Source organism: Photorhabdus namnaonensis (genome assembly GCF_001684335.1).
GTDB lineage: Bacteria > Pseudomonadota > Gammaproteobacteria > Enterobacterales > Enterobacteriaceae > Photorhabdus > Photorhabdus namnaonensis.
Genome location: NZ_LOIC01000020.1, coordinates 57,464 through 64,331, shown reverse-complemented (window position 1 = coordinate 64,331; position 6,868 = coordinate 57,464). Strand labels below are relative to the sequence as shown.

Here is a 6,868-nt window from a genome sequence, read left to right as displayed (position 1 = left end):
TGATGGTTAATAACCTGAAAGCCCTGCGGGCTTTTCGCCTTATATCACCGCCCGCATTGGGCGAGGGTTTACGGCGGATTTTGCTAAATCCCTTGGTGGGAGGTAGGCAAAAAACGATAGCAGGAAAAATGTGAGTAATCTCAAAAAATTGCGATTTTATTTCACATAAGTATTGAATGAAAATTAGTCATGTTTCACACTCGTTGAAACGTTTCAGTTTTTTATCTCTTTTTCTTTTTATGGACTTAATGCTTTTTTCTCTGCGTAAACTGAAACGATTCTATTTTTGGTAATAGGGAGAAAATTATGTTCCAGTTGGCTCTGCAAAATATCCATACTGGCGCAATTGCAACCAGTAAAGAGGATGCTATTCGTCAGGTAGCGGCTATGTTAGCCGCTAATGGTAATGTCAGCGATGCCTATGTTGACGGCATGTTGCAACGTGAAAATCAAATTTCTACCTACCTTGGCAACGGTATCGCCATTCCACATGGCACGCTAGATACTCGCGATCTGGTCATGAAAACCGATGTACAGGTATTTCACTTTTCACAGGGTGTTGAATGGGATCAAGGGGCGATGTGTTATATGGTTATTGGTATCGCCGCCCGTTCCGATGAACATTTGGCACTACTGCGTCAGTTAACGCACCTACTGAGCGATGATCGTATTGCCGGGCAGCTAAAAACAATTGAGTCAGCACAGGCACTACATAGATTGCTAATGGGCGAAGCTCAGCAGCCTGAGTTTAAATTCGATACCAGCCTGATTACGCTAGATGTTAACGCCCGCGATTTGATGACGCTACAGGCATTAAATGCCGGGCGGTTACAGCAAGCGGGGGCGGTGGATACGACTTTTGTCAGCAAAGTGATTAACAGTAAGCCATTGGATCTTGGGCAGGGCATTTGGTTAAGCGATAGTCCCGAAGGTAATTTAACCAGCGCTGTGGCAGTGAGCCGATTGTTCACGCGGGACAACGAACCGGTGGTGATGTTATTGACCGTTGCGGTTGCTGACGACCAGCCGCTAAATGTGTTACATCGCCTGGGTAACTTGCTATTAGCACAAAAAGCGGAATGTTTGCTGAAAGCTGATGCGCCGACAGTGCTGGCATTACTGACCAGTGGCGTACAGGCGCGGAGCGCGATATCCAGTGGAGAATTTGTCCTGTGCAACGAACATGGCTTACATACTCGCCCTGGCGCCGTGTTGGTTAATGTTATCCGGCAATTTTCCAGTGAAATTACCATCATCAATCTTGATGGCGTCGGTCAACCGGTAAACGGCCGCAGTTTGATGAAAATCATGGCATTGGGCGCTAAAAAAGGGCATCGGCTTCATATTACTGCTAATGGCGATGATGCGCGGCAGGCGATAGCTGCCATTGGCGAAGCGATTATTTCCGGTTTGGGGGAAGGGCCGTGTAAGTAAAAATCCCTAGTTGGCTGTGAAAATGGCGCGCGTCGATCTACAACCCTTTGAGCTAATAGCAGGAGAAGCATGATGAAAACATTGCTTATCATTGATCCTTCACTCGGACTTGCCGGAAGTTATCTGGTGAAAACAATTCTCAGTGCCTCTGCGGAGGAAAGCGGACTGATACTAACAGAAGATCCAGCCGAAGCCGATTTGGTGGTCGTGACCGGCAATTGCGTTCCCGCCGATAACGCACTGAACGGTAAGCTTGTTTATCTCGGCGACACGGAACAAGCATTGCATGCGCCGAAAGATTTCTTTCAGCAGGCAAAAATTGATGCTCAACCGTACCAGATACCGGCAACTGACAGCGGTGGTGATATAAAACGCATTGTCGCGGTGACTGCCTGTCCTACTGGTGTGGCGCATACCTTCATGGCCGCTGAAGCTATCGAAATCGAAGCCAAAAAGCGCGGCTGGTGGGTAAAGGTGGAAACTCGCGGTTCGGTAGGGGCGGGCAATGTTATTACGCCGGAAGAGGTGGCAAAAGCGGATCTGGTGCTGATCGTCGCGGATATTGACGTAGATCTGGCGAAATTTGCAGGAAAACCTATGTACCGTACCTCCACCGGGCTGGCGTTGAAGAAAACAGCGCAAGAATTTGATAAAGCTTTGGTCGAAGCTAAACCTTTCCATCTGGCGGGGCAGAATAGTATTAAAACCGGGCAAGGAGAAGAGAATAACGGCATCTATCGTCACCTGTTGACCGGCGTCTCTTATATGTTGCCGATGGTGGTGGCGGGTGGTCTGTGCATCGCGCTCTCATTTGCTTTTGGCATCACTGCATTTAAAGAGCCGGGTACATTGGCAGCCGCGTTGATGCAAATCGGCGGTGGTTCAGCTTTTGCTCTGATGGTCCCCGTACTGGCAGGTTACATTGCTTTCTCGATTGCTGATCGCCCAGGTCTGACGCCTGGTTTGATTGGCGGCATGCTGGCAACTAGCACCAACGCGGGATTTCTTGGCGGTATTATTGCGGGTTTCCTCGCCGGTTACGTAGCGAAATTTCTCAGTACCAAGGTGAAATTGCCGCAGAGTATGGCAGCGTTGAAACCGATTTTGATCATTCCGCTATTTGCCAGCCTGATCACCGGTCTGATTATGATTTACGTTATTGGTAAACCCGTCGCCGGTATCATGGCGGGGCTAACGCACTGGCTTGCTAATATGGGGACAGCCAACGCGCTCCTGTTAGGGGCCATTTTGGGTGGGATGATGTGTGCTGATATGGGAGGAGCGATAAACAAAGCCGCCTATGCGTTTGGTGTCGGTTTGCTTAGCTCGCAAACCTATGCGCCAATGGCTGCTATTATGGCTGCCGGGATGGTTCCACCGCTGGCAATGGGGGTGGCGACCCTAATTGCCCGGCAGAAGTTCGATAATGTTCAGCGGGAAAGTGGTAAAGCCGCATTGGTGTTGGGCCTGTGTTTTATTTCCGAAGGCGCGATTCCTTTTGCTGTCCGCGATCCGATGAGAGTGCTCCCATGTTGTATCGTTGGCGGTGCAGTGACGGGAGCGATCTCTATGGCAGTGAGTGCGCAGTTGATGGCGCCGCATGGTGGCCTGTTTGTACTGTTGATCCCAGGAGCTATCACACCAATATTGGGTTATTTGATGTCGATTATTGTCGGTACCCTATTGGCAGGATTGATCTATGCACTGCTTAAGCGCCCAGAAACGACCACAACTAAAGCATAAAAAACAGAAATTATTAGTTATTGAATTAAACTTATTGAAATTACAGGAAATTATCTACTTATTCGTGACCTCATTCGCATTTTTGCTATTTTCCGATTGTTATTTGCCTGCTTAAATTAGATATAAATACATTCAAAAAAATGAAGAATTATTATGAGTCGCGGTCTGTTAAAAAAAGAGGGGGTTGCTCAGGCGTGTCTGGCGCGTTATCTGCTAGGTGAGCATTGCGGTAATCGGTTGAAGACGATTGAAGAGCTGTCATCTGACTATGGGTTATCTGTTGGGCTAGTTCAGTTTGCATTAAAAAAATTGGAGAGTTCTGGCGCGGTTTACGTGGAACGGCGGGGGCGCAATGGCAGCTATTTGGTTAGTGTGGATCACAAAGCGCTGTTAGCCCATGCTGACATTAGTAACGTGGTTTGTGCGATGCCGCTGCCTTATACCCGATTGTATGAAGGATTGGCGAGCGGCTTGAAAGCGCAATTTGAGGGCATTCCGTTTTACTTCGCCCATATGAGAGGTTCAGATGCCAGGATGGAATGCTTGCGTAGCGGTATTTATGACTTGGCGGTGGTATCACATTTGGCGGCGCAGACTTATCTGGAGCAGGGTGATGTCCGCGTTGTACTTGAATTGGGGCCACAGACCTATGTTGGGGCACACCAACTGATTTATCGTAAAGGAGGTGAACACAATATTCGTCGTGTTGGGCTGGATCATCGTTCTGCCGACCAGAAGATCATGACTGAAGTGTACTTTGCCGGGCAGGATATCACGTTGGTGGATATCTCTTACCACGAGAGCCTGTATAAGGTGGCGAAAGGTGACATTGACGCGGTGATCTGGAACGTTACCAGAGAAATTGAACTCAGTTCCCGGGAGCTTATCGCAGTACCGCTCCAAGGAAACGTCTGTTTTTCACAAGCTTCTGAAGCGGCGGTTTTAACCAGAACTGATGACATTCTGATCCAGCAACTTTTACGTACTATGGTGAATAAAACAGAGTTGTTGGCTCATCAACAACGTGTACTGGCAGGCCAGCAGGACCCAAGTTATTAATTTGGCATGGAGGGAGGTTCACGAAATGGAAAATCGATTGAATCTACTCTGTCAAGGAAATGTCATTGATCAGGATATCCATGTTGGCATGTTACAGGTTGTGGCGCAGCTTGAAAATGATTGGAAAATCCCTGTCAGAAATGCACTAGGGGAAATAGTAATAACACATATGGCTAATGCGTTGATGCGCTCACGCCGGGGAGAACAAATCAGTTCAATGGATATTGAGCTGTTGATGGAAGTGCGTCAATCGAGTGTCTTTTCTCATTTGCAAGAGATTAACGCTTCGCTGTTGGCACATTTTGACGTGCAATTACATCCCTGTGAGGAGGGGTACCTTCTGGTAAATTTGTTTAGCCTTTGGGCGGCGAAGGGGCAGTGGTAACCCCAACAGAGATGAGGGAAATTTTTTTTTCCATCAAATATTCAAAAAAATGATGATTTAACATCTAGCTTTTTATCGTGGCATTGATCGCCGAAGAAGTACAGGAGGTACAGCATGTTTATGCATGCACTGAACAAACAAAATCCGGCATTGATTGAGGCAGCCCAGATGTTATGGGCGCAAGGAGCCTTACTACCAGATACTTATGTTATTGACGTTGATCAGGTTTTAGACAATGCCAGACGATTACTTGCGGTAGCGGAGCATCATGGTATTGCTCTCTATCTGATGACCAAACAGGTTGGTCGTAACGCCTGGTTGGCGCGTAAACTGCTAGAACTGGGTTATCAGGGCGTTACCGCGGTGGATTTTAAAGAAGCCAGAGTCTTGATGAACGGGAAGATCCCAGTGACTCATGTAGGCCATCTGGTACAGATCCCGCGCAATATACTCTCTTCAGTGATGCAACAACATCCGGAAGTGATCACAGTATTTTCTTTAGAAAAAGCGGAGGAAATTTCCAGTTTTGCGCAACGTCAGGGAAATGTGCAACCCATTATGCTGAAAGTCTATGATGATCATGATCATTTATATCCTGGTCAGGAAGCGGGTTTTCATTTATCGGAATTGAACACCGTCGTTCAGCGCATTATGGCGATGCCCGGTGTAAAACTGACAGGGTTGACACATTTTCCTTGCTTGTTGTGGCAAGACGTCCAGCAGCAGACCCTGCCGGCGCCAAACTTATTTACTTTACTGAAAGCAAAAGACATTTTACGACAGGCAGGAATTGAAGCGACGCAGATAAATGCGCCGTCGGCGTCAAGTTGTAGCACATTGCCGTTACTGGCGAAGTATGGTGTTACCCATACCGAGCCGGGGCATGCGCTAACAGGAACAATCCTTGCCAATTATCGGGGAGAACAGCCAGAACGCATTGCTATGCTCTATCTGACAGAAATATCTCACCGATTTAACGGCAACAGCTACTGTTATGGTGGCGGTTATTATCGTCGTGGGCGGGCGCATAATGCACTGATATTCCTGCCAAACGGTCAGATCACCTCCACTTGCCTGTTACCGATGGATGACGCCAGTATTGATTACCATTTCCCCCTGAGCGGTGAATTTCCGGTCGGTTGTGCTGTTATGTTGTGCTTTCGCACCCAGATATTTGCTACTCGCAGTGATGTGGCGTTGGTTAGCGGTATCCAGTCAGGACATCCGGTATTGGAAGGGCTTTATGACAGCCAGGGAAACCCTATTCTGATTAATGGAGAAAAAATGACCTGTGAATAGATGCGCTTCCATCCTCTTCACCTTCATCCTCTTTTTTATCTTCGGACCGTCTTACTTATGACTCAGCAAAACAGAATTGACGCATCTGGTTATACCTATGCGCATGAGCACCTGCACCTCGATTTATCATCATTTAAAAACAACATTGACTGCCGACTGGATCAGTACGACCTGATTTGCGAAGAGATGAAAACACTGGTCAGCTTGGGTGTACACAATATTGTGGAGATGACCAATCGTTACATGGGACGTAACCCACAGTTTATGTTGGATCTGATGCGGGACTCCGGCATTAATGTAATAGTTTCTACTGGCTATTACCAATCCGCCTTTTTTCCTGAGCATGTAGCACATACCACCGCTCGACAACTGGCGGATGAAATGATCGCTGAGATTGAACAGGGTATCGACGGTACAACGTTGAAAGCCGGAGTGATTGGGGAAATTGGTTCCAGCAAAGGAGTCATTACGCCTGATGAAGAGAAAGTATTCCATGCTGCGGCTATAGCTCATCTGGAAACTGGGCGGCCTGTTTCGACGCATACGACATTAAGCACGATGGGTTTTGAGCAACTGAAATTATTGAAAAAGCACGGTGTAGATGCTGAGCGCGTCGTTATTGGTCACTGTGATCTTAAAGATAATCTGGACAATATTTTGCGTATCATTGAGCAGGGTGCTTACATCCAGTTCGACACGATTGGCAAAAACGATTACTACCCGGATGAAAAGCGGATCACCATGTTAAAGACCCTGGCCCAACGTGGCTTACTTAACCGCGTCATGTTATCGATGGATATTACCCGTCGTTCTCACTTAAGAGCTAATGGCGGCAATGGTTTTGCCTATTTGATCACCACCTTTGTGCCGATGTTAAAAGAGGCCGGATTAACGCAAACCGATATTAATTTGATGTTACGTGATAACCCAATGCTATTTTTCAACTAA

At 47.3% G+C, this 6,868-nt stretch carries 6 protein-coding genes; all 6 read left to right on the top strand.

The genetic code is table 11. The annotated features are described in order from the left end of the window. Positions 1-306 precede the first annotated feature (306 nt). The 6 genes from fruB to Phpb_RS04940 all read left to right on the top strand — a co-directional run bounded on the left by fruB (position 307) and on the right by Phpb_RS04940 (position 6,868). A complete protein-coding gene (gene fruB, locus Phpb_RS04965) occupies positions 307-1,434 on the top strand; it encodes a fused PTS fructose transporter subunit IIA/HPr protein (RefSeq protein ID WP_065389436.1) in 1,128 nt (375 codons plus the stop codon). 72 nt (positions 1,435-1,506) lie between these two features. Then, the gene (fruA, locus tag Phpb_RS04960) at positions 1,507-3,177 is read left to right on the top strand and encodes a PTS fructose transporter subunit IIBC (protein WP_065389435.1); all 1,671 of its coding nucleotides are present in this window, start codon (positions 1,507-1,509) and stop codon (positions 3,175-3,177) included. Positions 3,178-3,330: 153 nt separating this feature from the next. Beyond that, positions 3,331-4,236, top strand: coding sequence for a GntR family transcriptional regulator YhfZ (gene yhfZ / locus Phpb_RS04955; RefSeq protein ID WP_065389434.1), 906 nt, complete (start codon positions 3,331-3,333; stop codon positions 4,234-4,236). A gap of 25 nt (positions 4,237-4,261) precedes the next feature. Continuing rightward, positions 4,262-4,621 carry a PRD domain-containing protein gene (locus Phpb_RS04950; protein WP_065389433.1) on the top strand — a complete coding sequence of 120 codons (360 nt, stop codon included), beginning with the start codon at positions 4,262-4,264 and terminating at the stop codon, positions 4,619-4,621. A 114-nt stretch (positions 4,622-4,735) separates the two neighbouring features. Beyond that, positions 4,736-5,920 (top strand): YhfX family PLP-dependent enzyme, encoded by a 1,185-nt coding sequence (locus tag Phpb_RS04945; RefSeq protein WP_065389432.1) that lies wholly within the window; start codon positions 4,736-4,738, stop codon positions 5,918-5,920. Positions 5,921-5,977: 57 nt separating this feature from the next. Next, on the top strand, positions 5,978-6,868 hold the full coding sequence (locus Phpb_RS04940; protein WP_065389490.1) for a phosphotriesterase-related protein: 891 nt from the start codon (positions 5,978-5,980) through the stop codon (positions 6,866-6,868).